This is a genomic window from Nocardia cyriacigeorgica (assembly GCF_010858045.1).
GTDB lineage: Bacteria > Actinomycetota > Actinomycetes > Mycobacteriales > Mycobacteriaceae > Nocardia > Nocardia cyriacigeorgica_E.
In genome coordinates, this window is the sequence record NZ_JAAGVC010000092.1 from 1 (window position 1) to 1,527 (window position 1,527).

1 protein-coding gene is annotated in these 1,527 nt (G+C 72.5%); it reads left to right on the forward strand.

Annotation, left to right across the window (positions count from 1 at the left end; all coding sequences use genetic code 11):
• Positions 1 to 288 (forward strand): hypothetical protein (locus GV790_RS30820; protein WP_218586488.1); only part of this gene is annotated, 288 nt, incomplete at its 5' end.
• Positions 289 to 1,527: the final 1,239 nt, after the last annotated feature.

Sequence of the window (1,527 nt, forward strand, 5' to 3'; positions counted from 1 at the left end):
CACCTGCGCAACTCCCGCCCGCCCAGAACTCGGACGCCCTCCCACCCACAGCCGACGACCCGCACGCCGGTGATGAGTCACCCACACCGGATCCGACACCCCCGGCCGCGGACCCTGACGCCGCCGCCGGCCCTGATCGTGCCGTGGGGGTCGATCCTGTTGCGGGCGCGGATCCCGCTGTGGATGTTGATCGTGCTGCGAGTTCTGATCCCGCTTCGGGCGTCGACCCTGCTGCGGGCCCTGGCCGTGCTGCGGGCTCTGATCTCGCGACCAGTCCTGGTCCTGTAGCGGAGGTCGATCCCGCGTCGGATCCTGAACCCGCCCCGGGTGCCGATCCCGCGCAGGATCACGATCCCGCCTCGGATCTCGACCCTGCCCCGCGCTCCGATCGCGCCCCCGAGCCACCGAATCCAGCACCAGATGCCTCCCCGCCGGTCGACGGTCTCAGCGAACCCGCTCGCCCGGATCGAGACGGACAGGCCGACGCCGATCCCGCAACGCCCGATCGCGGGGCTGAAGGTGGCGACGGATCGAGCAAGCGCTCCGAAAACCGCGCCGAACATACGCCCGAGCAGATCGCCGGACCAGACTCCGATGCCGCCGCAGGCCCCGGTCCGCACGGCCCCGTGAGCCGCATACCCAACGGCCACGCCGATTCCGGCGCTTCCGGCCGTCGTTCGTCCGAGCCCGATGATGCTGATACGTCGGGTGGCGTGCGCGGCACGCCGGACGGCAGTGCCGACGATTCAGCTGCTGCCGGGCGCGGCACACCCGACGATAACGGCGGGGATGTCGGGTCGCCTGGTGCTGCGCGGCGGGAGCCTGGGGGTGACGGCGGGGATGTCGGGTCGCCTGGTGCTGCGCGGCGGGAGCCTGACGGTGAGGGCACAGATTCCGGGCGCAATTCGCCTGAGACCGGTGCCGACGAATCGTCTGGTGCTACACGCGGCACGCCGGACGGCGGGGACGAAGGTTCGGCGGATACCGCGCCGCGCACGTCCGCCGATGATGGCGGTGACGCCGATGCATCTGATCCTGCACGCCGTAAGCCTGACGGGGACGGCACAGATTCGGGGGACGCCGGACGTCGTTCGTCCGAGGCCGGTGATGACGAATCGTCTGGCGCTACACGCGGCACGCCGGACAGCGGCGATGGTTCAGGTGACGCCGGACGCGGCGCACCCGACGATGACGGTGCCCGGCAGGCCGGCGTTCCGCCCCAGACGCCGCCCGCTTCCGGTAACCGTGACTCGGACGACGGCGGTGCCCCGCGCCGCCGCCGTGACCCGATCTACCGCTCCCATATCCCGAAGCTTCCGCGCGACGTCGACTTCGAGTTCCCGTCGTTAGACCCGGTCGAACCCGCGAACCCAGCACCCTGGCCGCCACCGAGCCGACCCGAGCCCCCTGCCCCGCCGCAGCCTCCGAAACCGCCCCAGCCTCCGGCTCCGCCGGTACCCCCGGTTCCGCCGATGCCAGGCCCGAACGGCCCACGGCCGCCGGCGGCGCCGGCGGGGCCGGGGGTTG